Source organism: Streptomyces sp. NPDC051664, from assembly GCF_044453545.1.
Taxonomy (GTDB): Bacteria; Actinomycetota; Actinomycetes; order Streptomycetales; family Streptomycetaceae; genus Streptomyces.
Genome location: NZ_JBITCU010000001.1, coordinates 673,035 through 691,893 on the forward strand (window position 1 = coordinate 673,035; position 18,859 = coordinate 691,893).

An 18,859-nucleotide genomic window follows, 5' to 3' on the forward strand; every position below is an offset into this window, starting at 1 on the left:
AGAGTTCCTTGGCCACCGGAACGGAACCAGGTACGGAACCACCACAACTTAAGGGGCCGGCCCGGCGCGGCTCACGCGCCCGGCCGTCCGGGGTGCACGGCGCCTCGCGGGCCGCCATCGCCGCCCGCCATCTGCGGACCGACCGCTGGTGGCTGGCGCCCGCGGTGACCGCGGGCGGGCTCCTCGCCTTCATCGTCTACTCGACGTGGCGGGCCTTCTCGAACGCGGACTACTACGCCGCCCCCTATGTGTCGCCGTTCTACTCGCCCTGCCTGGCGGAGAACTGCGCCCCCATGCGGCACGGCCCGAACTGGGAGATCTTCGGCAGCTGGTGGGGCCTCTCCCCCGCCCTGCTGATCCTGATCTTCCCGCTCGGCTTCCGGCTGACCTGCTACTACTACCGCAAGGCCTACTACCGGGGCTTCTGGGCCTCGCCCCCGGCCTGTGCGGTGGCCGAGCCGCACACGACGTACTCCGGCGAGACCCGCTTCCCGCTGATCATGCAGAACATCCACCGGTACTTCTTCTACGCCGCGCTGCCGGTCGCCGGGATCCTCACGTACGACACCGTGCTCTCCTTCCGTGACGAGCACTACGCCTGGGGTCACATGGGCCTCGGCTCCCTGATCTTCCTGGTCAACATCGTGCTGATCTGGGCGTACACCCTTTCCTGCCACTCCTGCCGGCACATCATCGGCGGTCGGCTGCGGCACTTCTCCAAGCACCCCGTGCGCTACCGGCTGTGGGGCTGGGTGGGCAAGCTCAACGCCCGCCACATGCTGCTGGCCTGGTCCTCCCTGATCAGCGTGGCGCTCGCCGACTTCTACGTGTATCTCGTCGCCTCCGGCGCCTTCGACGATCCGAGGTTTTTCTGAATGACAGAGCTCGAACGGCAGCAGTGGGACGTCGTCGTGGTCGGTGCCGGAGGCGCCGGGCTGCGCGCCGCCATCGAGGCACGGGAGCGCGGCGCCCGTACTGCGGTGATCTGCAAATCGCTCTTCGGCAAGGCACACACCGTCATGGCGGAGGGCGGAATCGCCGCCTCCATGGGCAACGTGAACTCCGGGGACAACTGGCAGGTGCACTTCCGCGACACCATGCGCGGCGGGAAGTTCCTCAACCAGTGGCGGATGGCGGAGCTGCACGCCAAGGAGGCACCGGACCGGGTCTGGGAGCTGGAGACCTGGGGTGCGCTCTTCGACCGTACGCCGGACGGAAAGATCTCCCAGCGCAACTTCGGTGGCCACGAGTACCCGCGGCTCGCACACGTCGGGGACCGTACCGGCCTCGAACTGATCCGCACCCTCCAGCAGAAGATCGTCTCGCTGCAGCAGGAGGACTACCGCGAACACGGTGACTACGAAGCCCGGCTGAAGGTCTTCCAGGAGTGCACCGTCACCCGCGTGCTGAAGGACGGCGAGAGGGTCAGCGGGGCCTTCTGCTACCAGCGGGAGTCCGGTCGCTTCTTCGTCCTCGAAGCCCCCGCGGTCGTCCTCGCCACCGGTGGCATCGGCAAGTCCTTCAAGGTGACGTCGAACTCCTGGGAGTACACCGGCGACGGCCACGCCCTCGCGCTGCTGGCGGGCGCACCCCTGCTGAACATGGAGTTCGTGCAGTTCCACCCGACCGGCATGGTCTGGCCCCCGTCGGTGAAGGGCATCCTCGTCACCGAGTCGGTGCGCGGCGACGGCGGCGTACTGCGCAACTCCGAGGGCAAGCGGTTCATGTTCGACTACGTCCCCGATGTGTTCAAGGAGAAGTACGCGCAGTCGGAGGAGGAGGGCGACCGCTGGTACGAGGACCCGGACCACAACCGCCGCCCGCCCGAGCTGCTGCCGCGCGACGAGGTCGCCCGCGCCATCAACTCAGAGGTGAAGGCGGGCCGCGGCTCACCGCACGGCGGAGTGTTCCTGGATGTGTCGACCCGGATGCCCGCAGAGACGATCCGGCGACGGCTGCCCTCGATGTACCACCAGTTCAAGGAGCTGGCGGATGTCGACATCACTGCGGAGGCGATGGAGGTCGGCCCGACCTGCCACTACGTGATGGGCGGGATCGCCGTCGACTCGGACACCGCGGCGGCCGTCGCCGTGCCCGGTCTGTTCGCCGCGGGCGAGGTCGCGGGCGGCATGCACGGCTCCAACCGGCTCGGCGGGAACTCCCTCTCCGACCTGCTGGTCTTCGGCCGTCGGGCCGGACTGCACGCCGCCGAGTACGCGGCCGGACCGTCCGCCGCCCCCGAGGTGGATGACGAGCAGATCGACGATGCAGCGGCGGAGGCACTGCGTCCGTTCAGCGCGGAGGGCCTGGAGGACGGGGCGACGGCAGAGAATCCGTACACCCTCCACCAGGAACTCCAGCAGACGATGAACGACCTGGTCGGCATCATCCGGCGGGCACCCGAGATGGAACAGGCCCTGGAGAAGCTGGCCGCCCTGCGGGTACGGGCGCACCGCGCCGGCGTCGAGGGCCACCGGCAGTTCAACCCCGGCTGGCACCTCTCGCTGGACCTGCGGAACATGCTGCTGGTCAGCGAGTGCATCGCCCGGGCGGCCCTGGAGCGCACGGAGAGCCGCGGTGGTCACACCCGCGAGGACTGTCCGACGATGGAGCGCTCCTGGCGGCCGGCCAATCTGCTGTGCCGGCTGGCCGACGACACCGCCGTGAAACCGGGCGGCCAGATCGAACTCGTACGGAAGACGACCGAACCCATCCGCCCGGATCTGCTCTCCCTCTTCGAGAAGGAGGAGCTGGTCAAGTACCTCGCCGAAGAGGAGCTGTACGAGTGAGCAGCTACGACGCACGGTTCAGGGTGTGGCGCGGGGACCCCGACGGCGGCGGCCTGGAGGACTTCACGGTCGAGGTGAACGACGGGGAGGTCGTCCTCGACATCATCCATCGGATCCAGGCCACCCAGGCGGGCGATCTGGCGGTGCGCTGGAACTGCAAGGCGGGCAAGTGCGGTTCGTGCAGCGCGGAGATCAACGGACGGCCGCGGCTGATGTGCATGACCCGCATGTCGGTGTTCAGCCGGGAGGAGACGATCACCGTCACTCCGCTGCGGGCGTTCCCGGTGGTCCGCGATCTGGTGACGGACGTGACGTTCAACTACACCAAGGCGCGGGAAGTGCCCGCCTTCGTACCGCCGGAAGGGGTGAAGGCGGGCGACTACCGGATGCAGCAGGTCGATGTGGATCGCTCGCAGGAGTTCCGCAAGTGCATCGAGTGCTTCCTGTGCCAGGACACCTGCCATGTGGTCCGCGACCACGAGGAGAACAAGACGGCGTTCGCCGGACCGCGCTTCCTGATGCGGGTCGCCGAGCTGGACATGCACCCCCTGGACGCCGCTGCCGAGTCGGGACTCGACCGGAGGGCGACGGCGCAGGAGGAGCACGGGCTGGGCTACTGCAACATCACCAAGTGTTGTACGGAGGTGTGTCCCGAGCACATCAAGATCACGGACAATGCGCTGATCCCGCTGAAGGAGCGGGCGGTGGACCGCAAGTACGACCCACTGGTGTGGCTGGGGAACAAGATCAGCCGACGCCGGGACGCTCCGTGACCGGGCTCGCGCCGAGCCCGGCCGGCTCGACGGGGCTCAGCCGAGCAGCTTGACGATCGCCTCGGTGGTGTCCGTCTCGCCGAGCCGCGGGAAGATCTTCTCGATGCTGTTGTCGTGGGCGCCGCCGTCCATGTCGGTGACCGCGTCCGTGACGACGGTGACGTTGTAGCCGTGCTCGTTCGCAGCCCGCGCGGTGGACTCCACGCCGATGCTGGTGGCGATGCCCGTCACCACTACCTGCGTGACACCGCGGCGGCGCAGCTGAAGGTCGAGGTCGGTGCCGTAGAAGGCGCCCCACTGCTGCTTGGTGACCACGATGTCGCCGTCGCGCGGGCCGACCTCGGGGAGGATGTCGGCCCAATCGGCAGCCGGCTGCCCGGACGGCCGGGCGCCCTCGGTGCGGCCGGGGGCGCCGCCGGTGACGCGGACCAGAACGACCGGGAGGCCCTTGGCGCGGAACGCGTCGGCGAGGGTCGCGGAGTTCGCGATGACGTCGGCGGCGGGGTGGGCGGTGGGGAGGGCGACGATGCCCTTCTGAAGATCGACGACGACCAGGGCGGTCTTCGGGTCCAGGGTGGTGGCGGTCATGATGGCGCTCCTCTGAGGGGGATGGGTGGTGCCTGTGGTGGTCAGGTGCGGGTGCGCAGGGCGCGGTCGGTGACGGTCAGGACGATCAGCAGCAGGCCGAGTACGACGGAGACCGCTGCCATGAGATGGAGCCCGCTGTCGCTCGCCGACCGGCCGTAGGCGAGGGCGATCAGGCTGGACGCGGTGATGGCCCCGATGTACTGGGCGGTGCGCTGGAGTCCGGCGGCGGACCCGATGCTCTCGGGCGGCGCGTACGCCTGGACGGCGGCCTGGTTGCTCGTACCGATCAGCCCCTGCGGGATGCCGAAGCAGGCTCCGGCGAGCAGCAGTACGGCGAGCGGCGTGGAACCGGAGAGGAACACCAGCACCCCGGACCCGACGGTGAGCAGCACGCAGGCCAGCGCGAGAGGGCCGCGGATGCCCTTCGTCCGGGCTCCGAGCAGTGAACAGACCAGTGCGGCGAGTGACATCGGCAGCATCAGCAGTCCGGTGTGGCCGGAGGAATAGCCACGCACCGCTTCCAACCACTGCGTGTATCCGTACATCACGCAGTAGATCAACAGATAACTCAGTCCGTGCCGCAGATAGGTACGGGCGAGCGCTGCGTTGCTCGCGAGCATCCGCAGGTCGATGAAAGGCCGCGGGCGGCGCAGCTGCCACCACACCAGCACACCGGTCAGCGCGGCGAAGGGCGCGAGCAGCCACCACATCGGGTGGGCGAGATCGAGCAGGAAGAAGACCAGCACGGTCAGGGCGGTGGAGAAGAGGCCGATGCCGAGCGGATCCAGGTCGGCCCGGGGCGCACGGCCGTCGGCTCCACGCGTGCGCGGCGGATCCGCCGGGATCCAGAGCAGCGCGGAGCCCAACGCGATGAGGGCGACGGGCACATTGACGGCGAAGATGCCTCGCCAGCCGACGACCATGACGAGCAGCCCGCCGAGCGTGGGCCCGATGGCGGCGCTGCCGAGCGCGGCGAAGGAGAGGCGGGCCAGGACAGGACGTGGGGTGGCGCGGCCGATCCGCCGGGACTCGTCGCGCAGCACCGCCATGGCGGCCGGGTAGGCGGCCGACGTACCGATGCCGAGCAGCAGCCGGGATGCGATCAGCCAGCCGAAACTCGGCGCGAACGTCCCGACGAGACCGGAGGCGATCACGACGACCAGACCGGCGAGGAAGACGCGGCGGGGGCCGAGGGCGTCGGCGAGCTTGCCGAGAACGGGCTGGGCAACGGCGCTGGCGAGGTAAAGGACCGAGATGAGCCAGGCGGTGTCGGCGGCACCGATGCCGAAGGTGTGGGCGATCGCCACCAGGGCGGTGGAGATCATGGTGGTGTTGAGCGGGTTGAGCAGGGAGCCGAGGAGCAGCGGTGCGGTGAGGCGCGCACTGAAACCGGGGCCGGTGGCCGCGGGGCGGCCGGAGGAAGTGGCCGGGAGACGGCCGACGGCAGAGGTGGCGGCCGCAGTCGCTTCCGGGACCGGCCGGTCGCTCGTCACTCGTACTTTCACTTTCACCGCGTCCGCGTCCGCGTCCGCCCCCGGTGTCGGCTCCGGGGCGGTCACCGCTCGACCAGGCGGTCCAGCAGGGCCGTGGCCTCGGCGACGGTACGGCGCTCGGCCCCGTCGAGTTCGGCAGCGATCGCTTCGGCGAGCCAGTTGTGCTTGGCGGCCCGGACCGCGCCGAGCGTGGTCCGGCCGACGTCCGTGATGGACATGACCGACTTCCGGCCGTCGCCAGGATCCGGCTCCCGCTCGACGAGCCCCTGGCTCTCCAGCGCCCCGAGGGTCAGCCGCATGGACTGGGGCCGTACGTACTCGGCGCGGGCCAGCGCGGCCGTGGTGGCCGGGCCCTCCTGGTCGAGACGGGAGAGCACCGAGCGCTGGGTCGGGGTGAGCAGGCTGTCCGACGATGTGGTGCGCAGCCGGCGCAGCAGCCGGCTGACGACGGACGCCAGCTGCGTCGCGACCTGCTCCGCGCTGGGCTCGCCGCCCGGCTCGGCGGCGGTGGTTTCGGACGATGGCTCCCGCATGAATCCAGCGTAAAAGATACACAGGCCATCTTGCAAGGTTGCCTGTCTATTTCCCCCCGGCCTTGCTCGTGGCGCGGCGCGCGATCTAGGGTGAATGCGCTTTCAAAGTGTGCAGGTACGGAAGAAGAAGCGGACGGGTCGGTTCGGGTGAGTGCCCCAACGGTGTACGACGTCGCAGAGCGGTCGGGCGTCTCGATTGCGACGGTCTCGCGGGTCTACCGCAACCCCGACTCCGTGCGTGCCCAGACCCGTGAACGGGTCCTCGATGCGGCCCGCGAACTCGGGTACGTACCCAGCGGGAACGCGCGGGGCCTGGCCAGCCGCACCACCGGGGTGCTCGGGCTCTGCTTCCCCGACTACGCCGACCCGGACGCCGAGGCCGACGCGGAGGCCGACAGCGACGCCGACGACGCGGTGATGCTGTACTCCGACCAGATCATCCGCGGCATGGAACGCGCGGCACGGCGACACGGGTACGCGCTGCTGATCGCCGCGTCGCTGGAGGGCGGCCCCGAGAGCCTTGTCGCGAAGGTGGCCGGCCGGGTCGACGGCTTCGCGGTGCTGGCGCAGACCGTGCCGACCGAGGACCTCGAAGTGATCTCGCGCCGGCTGCCGGTGGTGATGCTCGCCGGGCCGCGCGAGATCGACCACCTCGACCACATCGTCGTGGCCAACGCCGACGGCGAACGCGAACTGGCCCGCCATCTGATCGAGGACCACGGGCTGCGCAGACTCGCCTTCATCGGGGGCGAGGTGGCGTCACCGGACGCCGAGGCGCGGTTCCGCGGCTTCCAGGAGGCCTGCCGCGAGGCCGGACTCCCGGTGCCGGACGCACCGGACATGCGGGCCGAGATGATGACTCAGGCCGAAGGCGCCCGGACGGCGGAAGCCATGCTCGACCGGTACGCGGACCTGAGTGACACCGAACGCCCGCAGGCCATGCTGTTCGCCAACGACCAGATGGCGGTGGGCGCACTGCGCGCGCTGGAACGGCGCGGGGTGCGGGTGCCCGAGGACCTCGCCGTGACCGGGTTCGACGGGATCCCGCTGAGCCGGATCGTACGGCCGCCGCTGACGACCGTACGGCAGCCGATCCGGCAGCTGGGCGAGCAGGCGGTGGAACTGCTCGTGCAGCGCCTGGGCGACCGGGAACGCGAGCCGGTATCCCTGACGCTCCCGGTGTCCCTGGCCCGCCGGGCGAGCTGCGGCTGCGGCTGAACCCGCCGGACGGGCTGCGGCTGCTCCACCCTCCTCGGACGAGCCGCGAAGCCCGGCCCGTCCGGCGCGTGGAACCGAGCCGACCCGGCAGTTGCGGATACCTGGACGCACGAGCCCGGCCCGACCGGCCCGACGCCCCCTCCCGACGCCCTCTAGCCCAGATGCGCCCGGAAGAACCGCTCCCGGTTCCCCCGCAGCCGCGCCACCTCCCGGGCAAGCCCCTCATGCTCGAAATGCCCCGCGCTCAGCACCTGCAGTTCACGCGGTCCGGCGAGCGCGTTGTGTACGGCGAACTGGCCGGGTGGCGGCACCGAGGGATCGAACAGCGCTGCCGCCACCAGTGTCGGCAGCTCCAGCTGCGCGGCAGCCGTCGCAGCGTCGAAGTAACGCAGCACTTCGACGACTTCGGGATGCTCCCGGTGATACGCGCGCAACGACTCACCGCTGCCGACGCACCGCAGCGTGAGCCGCAACGGGTGGTTGCCGAACGTGGGCACCGTCAGCTGCGCGGCGCCGAACCGGTCGTCCCACGGCAGGGCCAGCGCACCGAGCCCGCCGCCGAAGCTCTCCCCGAGATAGCCGAGCCGGGGAGCCCCCGGACCGTCCCCGGGGGCCAGCTCCGGAACGAGTTCGTGCAGCGCCGACGCGGCGCACCACAGGTCCGCCACGCAGTCGCCGATGACGTACGTGTCACGTGACTCGACGCCGTGACGGACGTGCGCGTCGGCCACATCGGGGATGCCCGGCCACAGCCCGCGGCTACCCATGCCGCGCACGCAGGGCAGGATCGCGGCGGACCGGGGCAGGGGGAGCGGCAGATCGGGCCCCGGCTCCTGCCGGCCCCCGTACCCGTGGCCGATGACGAATCCGTGCTCCGCGGCGCCCTCGGCGGGCAGAGCGAGCCAGCCGCCGAGCCGGACCCCGCCCACGGAGGTGAACCTCACTTTGTGGATCCGCAGTCTGTCCCGCTCGTCCTCCAGCGGACCGATCTCCGGCTCCGTGGCAACCGTGCGGGCCTCGTCGTGGCGGGCTCGCCAGAAGGCAGCGAAATCGTCCGGCGCGACGGGCGCGGGGACGCTCAGGAACTCGTCCCGCGTGTACCCGTAGGACGGATCGAACGGGAAATCATGCGCAAACGAGGACATGATCACGACAATATCGCCCCACCTTCGGCGGCGCAGCCCCGTACGAAATAGGTCACATCCTCTTCGTATTCGCAAATACACCGCTTACCGTTCCAAAGTTGAACAATCAGATGACGAGCACGTTGCACGAGTGTGACCTAGCACCCCCTTGCGCATCTCCGAAGCCGTGTCGCAGAGTGATGTATGCGCTTACAGGCAGCGCATACATCCGGATTGCTCGAGGAGGAGCCCTCCATGTCCCGCACCGCCAGAACCGCCTCGGTCGGTATCGCAGTCGCCCTCGCATTCGGTGTCACCGCATGCGGCAGTTCCGGTGCCGACGTCGCCGCGGACAAGAAGCAGACGCTCACCGTCTGGGCCATGGGGGCCGAGGGCGAGAAGCTCGCGGATGTGGCAAAGGTCTACGAGAAGTCGCACCCGAACATCACAGTCAAGGTGACTCCGGTCGGCTGGGACGTCGCCCACCAGAAGCTCGTCTCCGCGGCCGCCGCCGGCACCATGCCGGACGTGGCGCAGATGGGCGGCAGCTACATGGGCGAGTTCTCCGAGCTCGGTGTCCTGGAACCGGTGGACACCAAGACCTTCGACAAGAAGGACTTCTTCCCGTCCGGCTGGAACCAGGGCGAGGTGGACGGCACCGCGTACGGCGTGCCGTGGTACGTCGACACCCGCGTCCTCTACTACCGCACCGACCTGGCCGAGAAGGCCGGCGTCGACAAGGCTCCGACCAACTGGAAGGAGTTGCAGGACCTCGCCACCGCGTACCAGAAGAAGGCCGGTACCAAGTGGGGCCTGTCCATCCAGCCCAGCGGCCTGGACACGGTGCAGAACTTCTACTCCTTCCTGTACTCGGCCGGCGGTGAGATCGTCAACGACAAGGGCGAAGCCGTCATCGACAGCCCCGAGGCCGTCAAGGCACTCAAGGAGTACGGCACGTACTTCGACAAGGGCCTCTCCAACAAGTCCGTGGCGCCCGGCTACGACGTGGTGAAGGACTTCGGCAACGGCCGCGTCCCGATGTTCTTCGGTGGCCCCTGGCACGTCACCCTGCTGAACGAGGGCCAGCCGCAGATCAAGGGCAAGTGGGCGGTGGCCGACGTCCCCGCCGACAAGTCCTCCGTCTCCATGGCGGGCGGCTCCTCCCTGGTGGTTTCCAAGGACAGTGAGCACAAGGCCGCTGCCACGGAGTTCATCAAGTACCTGACCGACGCCAAGGGCCAGGCCGACTGGTACAAGCGCACCAAGGACCTGCCCGCCAACACCGCGGCCTGGACCTCCGGAGCCCTCGCCGACGACGCCGACCTCCAGGTCTTCAAGAAGCAGATGGACACCGCCAAGGCCGCTCCCTCGCTCGCCAAGTGGACCGAGATCACCGACAAGGTCGACCAGGCCATCGCGCAGGTCACCCAGGGCAAGGCTTCCGCCGAGGACGCGCTGAAGACGGCGCAGTCCCAGATCGAAGGCCTCGTGAAGTAGGAGCCATGAGCACCACGACCGGAAAGGCCGCACAGCCGGCCAAGCTGCAGGCCGGGCCGGGGACCTCCCAGTCCCCGGCCGCCCGGGCCCAGGAGCGCCGGGGTGGCAAGAGGCCGTCGATGGGTGTGCAGAACGCGGCCGGCTGGCTGTTCTCCACCCCCTTCCTCGTCCTCTTCACCGTCTTCATGGCGTTCCCGATCCTCGCCACCCTGCTGATGAGCTTCACCGACTTCGGGCTGCGCAATGTCACGCACCCGCTGGACGTGAATTTCATCGGCTTCGAGAACTACGTCAATCTGTTCGGCGACGAGAAGTTCCTCAAGTCGCTCTTCAACACGGCGTACTTCGTGGTCATCGGCGTCCCCCTGACGATCTTCCTCGGACTGGTCGTCGCGGTGCTGCTGAACAACGGCATCGATCGGGCCCGGACCTTCTTCCGGGTCGGCTTCTACGCCCCGGTGGTCACCACCATCGTCGCCGTCGCCGTGGTCTGGCGGTTTGTCCTGGACCCGAGCGACGGGCTGATCGCGGGCCTCTTCAACGAAGTGGGTCTCACCCCTCCGGACTTCCTCGGTTCCGAGACGCTGGCGATGCCGTCGATGATCGCCATGGCGGTATGGCGCAACCTCGGCACGGTCATGGTGCTTTTCATCGCCGGACTGCAGGCCATTCCCACCGAGGTACGGGAAGCCGCGAAGCTCGACGGGGCCGGTGTCTGGCACGAGTTCCGCAGGATCACCGTGCCCCTGCTGCGGCCGACGCTGCTCTACGCCACCGTCATCACGACCATCGGCTACCTCAACGTCTTCGAGGAACCGTTCGTGATGACGCAGGGCGGACCCTCGGACTCCACCCTCACCGTCTCGCTGAACATGTACCGCGAGGGCTTCAACTTCTTCCACATGGGCTACGCGAGCGCCATGGCGTATGTCCTCTTCGTAGTGATCATGGGCATCACTGTGCTCCAGCTCCGACTGCTGAAGGACAACACGAAATGAGCGCCACCCGTGCACCCGGCGCCGTCCCGACGGCGCCGTCGAAGGAGCCGATCAGGCCCCGGGGAGTGAAGAAGACCCGGAACCCGAAGCCACTGCTGATCTACGTCCTGCTCGCGGTCGGCCTGTTGATCATGTCCGCCCCCTTCCTCTGGATGGCGCTCTCGGCCTTCAAGACGTCGAGCGAACTGTCGGCCGGCCCGCCCGTTTGGATACCCACCGAGTGGACCCTGGACAACTTCCGGGACCTGCTCGACAAGCTCGATCTGCCGCTGTACTTCATGAACTCCGTCATCGTGGCGGTGCTGGTCACCGTCTCGAACCTGGTGTTCTGCTCGATGCTCGGCTACGCCCTGGCCAAGCTGAATTTCGTCGGGCGCAACAAGATCTTCGGGCTGGTCCTGGGCGCCCTGATGGTGCCCGGCAACCTGATGCTGCTGCCGCTCTTCGTGCTGATGAGCAAGCTCCAACTGATCGACAGCTACGCAGGACTTGTGCTGCCCTTCGCCGCGGGAGCCTTCGGTGTCTTCCTGATGCGGCAGTTCATGCAGTCGATCCCGGACGAGCTGCTGGAAGCGGCCCGGATGGACGGCGCCGGCGAGTGGTACATCTTCTGGCGGATCGTGATGCCGCTGGTGAAGCCCGCCCTCGCAACGCTCTCGATCTTCGCCTTCCTCGGTTCCTGGAACAACTTCGTCTGGCCGCTGATCGCGACCAACGACCCGGACAAATACACCCTTCCGGTCGCGCTCGCGACGTTCGCCACGGACCCCAACAAGGCCGGTGGCTCCAACGGCATGCTGATGGCCGGAGCGTTCCTGGTCGTGCTGCCGGTGCTGATCCTGTTCATCGCACTGCAGCGGCACTTCACCCAGGGCATCGCCACGGCGGGCATGAAGTAGCCCGCCCCACCGACTCGTACCGGGCCGCACCCCACACCCTCGCCGGCCGCTCCCCTTCACGCACCAGAAAGACACTTCGCGATGACTCACACCCAGATCCCGTTCCCCGAAGGCTTCCTGTGGGGTGCGTCCACGGCCGCCCACCAGATCGAGGGCAACAACACCAACAGCGACTGGTGGGTGAAGGAACACGCCGCGGGCACCCACATCCAGGAGCCCAGCCTGGACGCCTGCGACAGCTACCACCGCTGGCACGAGGACATGGACGTGCTCGCCGGACTGGGCTTCACCGACTACCGGTTCTCCATCGAGTGGGCGCGCATCGAGCCGGCCGAGGGCCGGTTCTCCCGGGCCGAGCTCGCCCACTACCGCCGCATGGTCGAAGGCGCCGTTTCGCGCGGCCTGCGTCCGATGATCACGCTGCACCACTTCACCGTGCCGCAGTGGTTCGAGGCGCGCGGCGGCTGGACCGCCGAGGGTGCCACCGAGCTCTTCGCCCGCTACGTCGCCGCCTGCGCACCGGTGATCGGCCAGGACGTCAGCCACGTCTGCACCATCAACGAGCCCAACATGATCGCCGTGATGGCCGGCCAGGCCAAGCGTGGCGACAACAGCTTCCCGCCGGCGGGGCTGCCGACTCCGGACGACGAGACCACCCAGGCCGTCATCGCCGCCCACCACGCGGCCGTCAAGGAGGTCAAGGCGATCAACGCCGACATCCAGGTCGGCTGGACCATCGCCAACCAGGTCTACCAGGCCCTGCCCGGCGCCGAGGACGTCACCGCCGCGTACCGCCACCCGCGCGAGGACATCTTCATCGAGGCCGCCCGCGGCGACGACTGGATCGGCGTCCAGTCCTACACCCGTACCAAGATCGGCGCCGACGGTCCGATCCCGACGGCCGACGGCGTCGAGCGCACCCTTACGCAGTGGGAGTACTACCCGTCCGCGGTGGGCTACGCGCTGCGCCACACCGCCGAGGTCGTCGGCGGCGACGTACCGCTGATCGTGACCGAGAACGGCATCGCGACCGATGACGACAGCCGTCGCGTCGACTACTACACCGGGGCGCTGAACGAGGTCGCCGCCGCGCTGCAGGACGGCCTCAACATCCAGGGCTACCTGGCGTGGAGCGCACTCGACAACTACGAGTGGGGCTCCTACAAGCCCACGTTCGGCCTGATCGGCTGGGACCCGGAGACCTTCGAGCGGCTGCCGAAGCCGTCCGCCGTCTGGCTGGGCGAGATGGGCCGCACCCGCACGCTGCCGCGCATCGCCGACTGACGGCAACCCACAGACCGGGAGCCACCTGACGGCCCCGTTCAGTACGGGAGCCGACGGAACCTGACGGTCGCCGGTCCCCGTGCTGCTCCGTTCAGCGCGGCCGAAGCCCCACGGCCTCGGCCGCGCCGACGGCCCCACCCGAAAACGGCGCCACCGCCGCAGCCACACCCGCGGCAGTCTCTCCACTGCCGCGTCGAGCACGCCACGAAATTCCCCCTTCCCCCTTCTGTCACCGGGAGCTGGATCTTCATGGACCGTCGCACATTCATCACCGCCGCCGGGACCGGGGCTGCCGCCCTGTCCCTGGGGGCCGGATCCGCGTCCTCCGCGAGCGCCGCGCAGTCTGCGCCATCCCTGGCCGCCGCGCCGGCCGCTCGTTCCGTTCGATCCGCGCATGCCGCGCAACCTGTTCATGCTCTTGATACACCGCTGCTGCTCCGCTGGTTCCGCGATACGTATCACTCGATCGAGGCCATGACGACCGACCTCGGTCTGGCCACGGACAAGATCGACGTCAGCGGCTCCGGCGACCCCGTCCAGTCCCGCCAGACGTCGCCCACCAATATCGGCTGCGGCCTCTGGTCGACCGTCGCCGCCGCCGGTCTCGGCGTGATCAGCGAAGCCACGATGCACCGCAGGCTGGAGCGCACCGTCCGGACCGTGGAGAAGCTGGAGCGCCACCACGGCTTCTGGCTCAACTGGTACGACGCGCACGACGGTTCGGTGCTGACCGAGTGGCCCGGCACCGGGGACCCGGTCCGTCCGTTCCTCTCCTCCGTCGACAACGCCTGGCTGATCACCGGCCTGCGCATCGCCGCCGACGCCTCACCCGCGCTGCGCCCCCGCGTCGCCCGGGTCCTGGCGACCGCCGCCTGGTCGTACTACTACACGCCGTACGACGCTGCCGACCCGGTCGCCGGCCCCGGGCAGCTGCGCGGCGGCTTCTGGCCCGACACCGAGGAGCCCACCGGGCATCACTACGGCGCGCTCAACACCGAGCCCCGCATGGCCAGTTATCTGGGCATCGCGGACGGCTCGCTGCCCGCCGAGCACTACTGGCACCTGCTGCGCACGATGCTTCCCGAGAACGAGCAGGAACAGCATCCGCAGGGTTTGTACGTCGCCATGGACGGCATCCGGGTGTGGCAGGGCCACTACACGCACCGCGGACGGAAGATCGTGCCCAGCTGGGGCGGTTCGATGTTCGAGGCGCTGATGGTGCCGCTGTTCGTGCCGGAGGCGGAGTGGTCGCCGCAGTCCTGGGGTCTCACCCACCAGCGTTACGTCCGGAGCCAGATCGAACACGGTATGGAGGAAGCGGAGTACGGGTACTGGGGCTTCTCCCCCGCCAACGTTCCCGAGGGCGGGTACCAGGAGTACGGTGTCGACGCCATCGGCATGCAGGTCGACGGCTATGCCTCCAACACCGATCGCACGTACACCAGGGACGGCGCTCCGCTGCCGCCCGCGTCGGCCTTCACCAACGGTGTGGTCACCCCGCACGCCTCGTTCCTCGCCCTGCCGTACGCACCGGGCGAGGCGGTCGCCAACCTGCGGGCGCTCGACCGCGACTTCGGGGCCTACCACGAGGGCCTCGGCTTCCGGGACTCCGTCAATGTCCGCACCGGACGGGTCAGTGACTACATGCTCGCCCTCGACCAGGGCATGATCGCCGCGGCGCTGGCCCAGGCGATCCGCCCCGGGCTGCTGCAACGGCCTTTCCGGACGGGCGGGTTCCGGTCGAAGGTACGTCCGCTGCTCGTCAAGGAGCAGTTCTCCATCTGACCCGCGGCAGCGTGAAGCAAGGGCCGTTTCGGGGTCAGTTCCATCCCTCCCGGTACGCCGCCCAGTCACCGTCCCGCGCCGCGAAGTCGACATAGAGCGCGACTCCGAACCGTTCCCGGCCGCGGTCCGTACGCGCCAGACCCAGTCTGGCGCCGCGGACCGCGGCCGGGACCGTCTCCGCCGCCTCATGGTGTCCGAGGTCGTCCTCGTGGAAGAAAGGCAGTCCCATCAGAAGATCGGTTCCCGGGGGCGTCACCTCCAGGGCGAGCGCGGTCTGCTCGGCGACGTAACCGCCGTACATACCCTCCAGCGGCATCCAGGTGTCGTACGACATGACGGCGACCTGGTCGACGCGCCGCGCCACCTGCCCGAAGAACTTCTGCGACCACCACTTGGGACTGCCGCTGAGCGTGCCCACGACACTGTGCGCGGCGGGCAGCGGGTCGATCTGGTGAGCGGCGACGGAGAGCGGGGCACCGCGGGCCTTCGTGAGGGCGTGCAGGTCGTCGAGGAGCGCGAGGTAGTGCCGGTCGCCGGAGTGCAGAGGTTCGAGGTCGAAGTGGGCACCGTCGAAACCGGCATCGAGGATCTGCCGCGCGGAGTCGACCACTGCGGTGCGGGACGCGCCCCGTTCCAGGCGCAGACCGGCGGGTCCCTCCGTGGCGAGTACGTCCCCGAGCCAGGCCTGCACCCGGATGCCTGGCAGGGTGCGATGCACGGCATCGAGCAGCCACCGCGCCTTCGGGTAGCCGGTCGCGGGCAGTGTGCCGTTGTGCTTCAGAGGTCCCGCATGGACGTAAAGGTCCTTGATACCCGTCCCGCGGATCCGCTCGGCGAACGCGGCCAGGTCCTTGTCGTTCTTGCGCCCGTCGACCCAGGCGTGCCCGAGCCAGATGGCATCACGGCCGCGGGTACGGGTGTCGGCGCCCGGGTCGCCGGAGTAGTTGAGCCGCAGGGCGACACCCGCGGTGAGCAGCGGAACCACGATCACCAGGACGAGTCCCAGGGCGATCCGCCGCGGCCAGGTCCGCCACAACTGACTCCAGCGGAACCGGGCCGCCCAGTTCCGCACAACGCCGGCCGTGCCCTTCATATGCGAACGCACTCCGCTTACCCCCTGATTGTCGGTGTGCCGTGGCAGTATGACCGGCATGATGTCCCACCGCCGAAAGGCCGATGCCGCGTAAGCGGCCCGGCGCGTTGCGCGCCGCCGAGCAGAGGACGCCCGGATGGCTGTCCGAGCCGGGCAGAATCCATCGGCTCTCCCTCGCCACCAGCGTCGCGATCCGTCGCGTGGAGCGGGAGAGCGAGCTGTACGAGATCTTCCCGGGGGTCACAGCAGCGGCCCTGGGGCGCTGCTGCTCCTTCTTCCGCCTCCCCGGCCGCACGCTGTATCCCGGCCTCGCCGACTGCCCCTGCCGTGGCTGCTCGCTGGACGACGTGACCCATGCCCGGGACGTGCTCGGCGACATCCTGGCCGCGCTTGCACCACGGCCGCAGGCCGAGCTGGGGCGCCGCATCGCCCGGATCGACGCGCAGCTGCTGCGCCGGACCCTGCCCGATCCGCGCGCACCCGGTCATCCGTGGCGGCGCGAGGCGTGGTGGCGGATGCGTCTGTACGACGGGGTCGTCGATCCCCCACGGTGTCTGGGGTAGGACCGGCGGCGGAGTCGGCCCCGTCACGGTGCCCCGGGGATCGCCGGGTCGCGGGTGACTGAGGGTGGACATAGCCTCACACATGTGATGCAGCTCGTGAGCCGTACCCGGATTCTCATACCGGGCCGGGCCCTCGCCGCCGTGCTGGTGGCGGTGTGCTGGCTGGCCCTCGCCGCTGCGCCGGCCACTCGCGCCGACGATCCCGTCACGTTGTCCCGGAACGGGCAGATCACCGACAGGGTGGGTGCGCTCGGCGACCGCCGGGGCCAGGTGGTCGCCGCACTCGACCGTCTCTACGCAGACCGGCGAATCCAGCTCTTCGTCGTGTATGTGCGGGACTTCTCCGGCCGTTCTGCGCAGAACTGGGCCGATGAGACGGCCGACAAGAACGGTCTCGGTCTCGACGACGTGCTGCTCGCCGTCGCCACGCACGACCGGCAGTACGCGTACACCGTGGACCCGGGCTCGCGCCTCACCGACGCCCAGCTGCGGGACGTGGCGAGCACGGCCATCGAGCCGGCCCTCAAGCAGAACGACTGGGCGGGCGCCGCGATCGGGGCGGCGAACGGCTACGCCGCCGTGGTGACCGGGAAGCCTGTGCCCACCCCTGCCGTCACACCCGGTATCGACGATCCCGGAACAGGCAGTTCCGGCGGGACGAGCACCGGGGACCTGGTCCTTCCCGTGGTCCTGGTAGGCGGGGCGGGAGCGGTCGCCGCGTATGCGTACACCCGCCGGAAACGACGCACCACGACCCGCACCACGCCCGGGGCGACCGGCTGGGGACAGGGCGCCGCACCGTCGGGCGCGCCGCCCCGGCCGCCGACTCCGCTACCGGACCTCGATGCCCATGCCAAACAGGCGCTGGTGGAGACGGATGACGCGGTCCGCACCAGCGAGGAGGAACTGGGTTTTGCCACCGCGCAGTTCGGGGAAGAGGCCGCCGCCCCGTTCACCGAGGCCGTCACGTTCGCGAAAGGCGAGCTGACGACCGCGTTCCGGTTACGTCAGCAGCTGGACGATGCGTTCCCGGAGGACGATGCGACGCGTCGCCGGATGCTGGACGAGATCATCAACCGCTGTACGGGGGCCAATGCCCGTCTCGATGCCGTCTCCGAGGACTTCGACCGGCTGCGCGCGCTGGAACGCAACGCTCCACAGGCGCTTGCGACAGCCGAGACCGCGTTCCGTGCGCTCGCGGGCCGGGTTTCGGCGGCCGAGACCGCCCTCACCTCGATGCGCGCCCGGTACGCGGATTCGGCTTCCTCCTCCGTCGCGGGCGACATCGAGCAGGCGAAGAACCGCCTCGTCTTCACCACCTCCAGCCTCAACCAGGCGAGGCAGGCGGTGGACGGGGGAAACAACGCGGCGGCGGCAGTGTACGTACGGGCGGCCGAGGGCGCGGTCGATCAGGCGGCCACGCTCGTCGACGCCGTGGACCGGCGCGCCCGGGAACTCGCGGAGGCGGCGGCCGCACTGCCGGCCGCACTCACCGAGACGGAGACCGATCTGGCCGATGCGGGCGGGCTGCTGGAAGGCACCTCGGAGGAGGTGTCGACCGCGGACCTGCGGGGCCGGATCGCCCGCGCACAGTCGGTACTGGGCGATGTGAACAGGGAGTTGCAGGCCGGCCGCTACGACCCGATCGATGCGCTGCGCAGGGTGGAGGAGGCCGATGCCGCGCTGGACGAGGCGCTGGCCGGGGCCCGCGAACGGGAGCAGGGTGACCGTCGGGCCCGGGCCCTGTTCGACCAGGCGATGCTCACCTCGCGCTCGGCGATCGCCGCCGCTGCGGACTACATCGCGACGAATCGGGGGGCCGTCGGCAGCCAGGCCCGGACCCGGCTCGCGGAGGCCCAGCGACGGCTGGAGCGGGCCCGGGAGCTGGCCGGCACGGATGATCCACAAGGTGCGCTGGCCGAGGCTCGTCAGGCCGACTCGCTGGCCGGACAGGCGCGGAGCCTGGCTGAAGAGGATGTGCTGGCGTACGGGAACCGGAACGGTCCGGGCGGTGTACAGGGAGGGGGCGGCGGGGTTGGCGGCGCGGTCCTCGGCGGGATCATCCTCGGCGGACTCCTGGGCGGCGGCGGGGGCGGCAGGGGTTACGGAGGGGGGTTCGGCGGCGGATTCGGCGGCGGTGGATTCGGCGGAGGCGGCGGCCCCGGCAGCTTCGGCGGCGGGGGCACTCGCGGCCGACGGGGCGGCGGCGGCCGCTTCTGAAC

At 69.6% G+C, this 18,859-nt stretch carries 16 protein-coding genes; 11 read left to right on the plus strand and 5 right to left on the minus strand.

What is annotated here, in order from left to right:
- The first annotated feature begins 8 nt into the window (after positions 1-8).
- The 3 genes from ACIA8E_RS03020 to ACIA8E_RS03030 are packed head-to-tail and all read left to right on the plus strand — an operon-like array spanning position 9 to position 3,562.
- Positions 9-875 (plus strand): hypothetical protein, encoded by an 867-nt coding sequence (locus tag ACIA8E_RS03020; RefSeq protein ID WP_399293607.1) that lies wholly within the window; start codon positions 9-11, stop codon positions 873-875.
- Positions 876-2,789, plus strand: a complete 1,914-nt coding sequence (locus ACIA8E_RS03025) for a fumarate reductase/succinate dehydrogenase flavoprotein subunit (protein ID WP_399293610.1) — start codon at positions 876-878, stop codon at positions 2,787-2,789.
- Positions 2,786-3,562 (plus strand): succinate dehydrogenase/fumarate reductase iron-sulfur subunit, encoded by a 777-nt coding sequence (locus ACIA8E_RS03030; protein ID WP_399293613.1) that lies wholly within the window; start codon positions 2,786-2,788, stop codon positions 3,560-3,562. The genes ACIA8E_RS03025 and ACIA8E_RS03030 overlap by 4 nt, the downstream gene beginning before the upstream one ends.
- Positions 3,563-3,598: 36 nt before the next feature.
- Here ACIA8E_RS03030 and ACIA8E_RS03035 read toward each other — a convergent pair whose 3' ends face one another.
- From ACIA8E_RS03035 to ACIA8E_RS03045, 3 genes are all read right to left on the minus strand, one after another.
- Positions 3,599-4,150: an isochorismatase family protein gene (locus ACIA8E_RS03035; protein ID WP_399293615.1), complete on the minus strand. Its 552-nt coding sequence runs from the start codon at positions 4,148-4,150 to the stop codon at positions 3,599-3,601.
- 41 nt (positions 4,151-4,191) lie between these two features.
- Complete coding sequence (locus ACIA8E_RS03040; protein ID WP_399293825.1) at positions 4,192-5,643, minus strand: MFS transporter; 1,452 nt, start codon at positions 5,641-5,643, stop codon at positions 4,192-4,194.
- A 62-nt stretch (positions 5,644-5,705) separates the two neighbouring features.
- Positions 5,706-6,176: a MarR family winged helix-turn-helix transcriptional regulator gene (locus ACIA8E_RS03045; protein ID WP_399293618.1), complete on the minus strand. Its 471-nt coding sequence runs from the start codon at positions 6,174-6,176 to the stop codon at positions 5,706-5,708.
- A 147-nt stretch (positions 6,177-6,323) separates the two neighbouring features.
- Between ACIA8E_RS03045 and ACIA8E_RS03050 the strand changes: the two genes are divergently transcribed.
- On the plus strand, positions 6,324-7,394 hold the full coding sequence (locus ACIA8E_RS03050) for a LacI family DNA-binding transcriptional regulator (RefSeq protein ID WP_399293621.1): 1,071 nt from the start codon (positions 6,324-6,326) through the stop codon (positions 7,392-7,394).
- Positions 7,395-7,546: 152 nt separating this feature from the next.
- On the opposite strand, the gene ACIA8E_RS03055 is transcribed toward ACIA8E_RS03050, so the two are convergent.
- Entirely contained in the window at positions 7,547-8,539 is a 993-nt protein-coding gene (locus ACIA8E_RS03055) for an acetylxylan esterase (RefSeq protein WP_399293624.1), read from the minus strand.
- Positions 8,540-8,773: 234 nt separating this feature from the next.
- On the opposite strand from ACIA8E_RS03055, the gene ACIA8E_RS03060 reads away from it, so the two are divergent.
- From ACIA8E_RS03060 to ACIA8E_RS03080, 5 genes are all read left to right on the plus strand, one after another.
- Positions 8,774-10,015 (plus strand): sugar ABC transporter substrate-binding protein, encoded by a 1,242-nt coding sequence (locus ACIA8E_RS03060; protein WP_399293627.1) that lies wholly within the window; start codon positions 8,774-8,776, stop codon positions 10,013-10,015.
- Positions 10,016-10,020: 5 nt separating this feature from the next.
- Positions 10,021-11,013, plus strand: coding sequence for a carbohydrate ABC transporter permease (locus tag ACIA8E_RS03065; protein ID WP_399293630.1), 993 nt, complete (start codon positions 10,021-10,023; stop codon positions 11,011-11,013).
- Positions 11,010-11,912 carry a carbohydrate ABC transporter permease gene (locus ACIA8E_RS03070; protein WP_399293633.1) on the plus strand — a complete coding sequence of 301 codons (903 nt, stop codon included), beginning with the start codon at positions 11,010-11,012 and terminating at the stop codon, positions 11,910-11,912. The genes ACIA8E_RS03065 and ACIA8E_RS03070 overlap by 4 nt, the downstream gene beginning before the upstream one ends.
- Before the next feature lie 81 nt (positions 11,913-11,993).
- Entirely contained in the window at positions 11,994-13,196 is a 1,203-nt protein-coding gene (locus ACIA8E_RS03075) for a glycoside hydrolase family 1 protein (protein WP_399293636.1), read from the plus strand.
- Positions 13,197-13,445: 249 nt separating this feature from the next.
- Positions 13,446-14,981 carry a glucoamylase family protein gene (locus ACIA8E_RS03080; protein WP_399293639.1) on the plus strand — a complete coding sequence of 512 codons (1,536 nt, stop codon included), beginning with the start codon at positions 13,446-13,448 and terminating at the stop codon, positions 14,979-14,981.
- 34 nt (positions 14,982-15,015) lie between these two features.
- Here ACIA8E_RS03080 and ACIA8E_RS03085 read toward each other — a convergent pair whose 3' ends face one another.
- The gene (locus tag ACIA8E_RS03085; RefSeq protein WP_399293642.1) at positions 15,016-16,074 is read right to left on the minus strand and encodes a hypothetical protein; all 1,059 of its coding nucleotides are present in this window, start codon (positions 16,072-16,074) and stop codon (positions 15,016-15,018) included.
- A gap of 83 nt (positions 16,075-16,157) precedes the next feature.
- Here ACIA8E_RS03085 and ACIA8E_RS03090 point away from each other — a divergent pair, with 83 nt between their 5' ends.
- Positions 16,158-16,637 (plus strand): hypothetical protein, encoded by a 480-nt coding sequence (locus ACIA8E_RS03090; protein WP_399293645.1) that lies wholly within the window; start codon positions 16,158-16,160, stop codon positions 16,635-16,637.
- 87 nt (positions 16,638-16,724) lie between these two features.
- Entirely contained in the window at positions 16,725-18,857 is a 2,133-nt protein-coding gene (locus tag ACIA8E_RS03095; RefSeq protein ID WP_399293827.1) for a TPM domain-containing protein, read from the plus strand.
- The last annotated feature ends 2 nt before the right edge of the window (positions 18,858-18,859 follow it).

Bases quoted from the DNA above. Each gene is read 5' to 3' on its own strand.
- ACIA8E_RS03095 (WP_399293827.1), top strand. From the start codon at position 16,725: ATGCAGCTCGTGAGCCGTACCCGGATTCTCATACCGGGCCGGGCCCTC.
- ACIA8E_RS03045 (WP_399293618.1), bottom strand. From the start codon at position 6,176: ATGCGGGAGCCATCGTCCGAAACCACCGCCGCCGAGCCGGGCGGCGAG.
- ACIA8E_RS03035 (WP_399293615.1), bottom strand. From the start codon at position 4,150: ATGACCGCCACCACCCTGGACCCGAAGACCGCCCTGGTCGTCGTCGAT.
- ACIA8E_RS03075 (WP_399293636.1), top strand. From the start codon at position 11,994: ATGACTCACACCCAGATCCCGTTCCCCGAAGGCTTCCTGTGGGGTGCG.
- ACIA8E_RS03065 (WP_399293630.1), top strand. From the start codon at position 10,021: ATGAGCACCACGACCGGAAAGGCCGCACAGCCGGCCAAGCTGCAGGCC.
- ACIA8E_RS03060 (WP_399293627.1), top strand. From the start codon at position 8,774: ATGTCCCGCACCGCCAGAACCGCCTCGGTCGGTATCGCAGTCGCCCTC.
- ACIA8E_RS03085 (WP_399293642.1), bottom strand. From the start codon at position 16,074: ATGAAGGGCACGGCCGGCGTTGTGCGGAACTGGGCGGCCCGGTTCCGC.
- ACIA8E_RS03055 (WP_399293624.1), bottom strand. From the start codon at position 8,539: ATGTCCTCGTTTGCGCATGATTTCCCGTTCGATCCGTCCTACGGGTAC.
- ACIA8E_RS03025 (WP_399293610.1), top strand. From the start codon at position 876: ATGACAGAGCTCGAACGGCAGCAGTGGGACGTCGTCGTGGTCGGTGCC.
- ACIA8E_RS03090 (WP_399293645.1), top strand. From the start codon at position 16,158: ATGCCGCGTAAGCGGCCCGGCGCGTTGCGCGCCGCCGAGCAGAGGACG.
- ACIA8E_RS03080 (WP_399293639.1), top strand. From the start codon at position 13,446: ATGGACCGTCGCACATTCATCACCGCCGCCGGGACCGGGGCTGCCGCC.
- ACIA8E_RS03070 (WP_399293633.1), top strand. From the start codon at position 11,010: ATGAGCGCCACCCGTGCACCCGGCGCCGTCCCGACGGCGCCGTCGAAG.